This is a genomic window from Bartonella acomydis, assembly GCF_039543025.1.
Lineage (GTDB): Bacteria > Pseudomonadota > Alphaproteobacteria > Rhizobiales > Rhizobiaceae > Bartonella > Bartonella acomydis.
The window spans coordinates 1-1,367 of the sequence record NZ_BAABIY010000069.1 but is presented as its reverse complement, the minus strand read 5'-3'; the positions used below and the strand labels follow the sequence as shown (position 1 = coordinate 1,367).

Here is a 1,367-nt window from a genome sequence, read left to right as displayed (position 1 = left end):
GCCAAAAACACTCACTTTATCGCAAATGTATGTATAGCCTGTAATTTTAGCATTTTCATAAATACAAGCATCATCACAAACCACAGCAAAAAACCAAACTTGAGCATTGTCATAAATTCTTGCATTGTCATAAGCTTGCGCATAGCCAGTCAATAAAGCGTTATCATAAATTTTAGCATGCCCTTTTATAACAGCCCTGTCAGAGACCTCAGCATGGTTCAAAACGCAGGCATAATCGTAAACAAAAGTTCTTCCAAAAACCAAAGCATTATCAGCAACCCTTGCATGGTCATAAATTTTTGCACAATCAAAAACTTTAGAATTGCCTTCAATTTTTGCCTGATTGAAAACACTCGCATAATCACAAACTGTAGCATTATCAGAAACATGAGCATTATTATAAACACACGCCTCATTATATACCCAGCAATTACCATCATGTGATAAGTTGCTTTCCTTTTCGATAAAGCCGCCTAAATCCCCAGCTTTTACATCAGCAAAGTCTCTTAATGCTTTAATGCGATAAAGAGTTTGATTATTTAATACACGTGTCTCATTTGTGAGTGCAAATTTCTTTTGCATAGCACAATTCCTTTATAAGAAGATTCAATTTTTGAATGAAATGTTTAAAGAGGGGCGCCCCCGCCGCGCCCGTGCTTTATTTAAGCAGCATCACTTTCATATTCGCTGTCATTATCATCATCATAATAGCCTTCAAAATCAGCATAATATTCGTCACGATAATAATCATCTTCGCTACCAAATTCGGGATATTCATTATCACAGATATCTTCATTCGCTTCTAAAAAGGCATTGCTATGAATATAAGAAGAGCCAGAGATAAGAGCATCACAAACAACGGCATCATCGAAAACACGTGATTCATCACAGATATAAGCAGAACCACTTATTTTTGCATTGCCACCAACATGAGCATCATCACAAATGACAGCATTATCGGAAATATGAGCATGGTCAGTGACACGAGCGTTATCATAAATTTGTGCATTGCCTTCAATAACAACGGCGTTGCTAGCATGTGCATTGCCTGAAAGTTTTGCGTTGTCCTTTAATGTCATCCCTTCAAAAATAGCATTTCCATAAATTTGTGCATTGCCATATACATCTACAAAAAAGCTTTTTACTTTAGCATTTCCAAAGACGCGTGCATTTTGGAAAACCCGCGCTTTGTTATACACCCAGCAATTCCCATCATGGGATAGGTTATCTTCACTTTCAATATACCCCCCGAGATCACCTTTTTTGACATCATCAAAATCTCTTAAAGCTCTAATTCGCGTTAAGAAATGACCATCTACATAGTCACCATCATTAATAAATTCATATTTTTTTGCAGGCTCTTGTTT

Annotated in this window: 2 protein-coding genes; both read right to left on the bottom strand. The window is 36.6% G+C overall.

Going from position 1 to position 1,367, the window contains the following annotated elements:
- On the bottom strand, nt 1–582 hold a 582-nt coding region (locus ABD909_RS07055), incomplete at its 3' end, for an LbetaH domain-containing protein (RefSeq protein WP_345097249.1).
- A gap of 80 nt (nt 583–662) precedes the next feature.
- On the bottom strand, nt 663–1,367 hold a 705-nt coding region (locus ABD909_RS07050), incomplete at its 5' end, for an LbetaH domain-containing protein (RefSeq protein ID WP_345097248.1).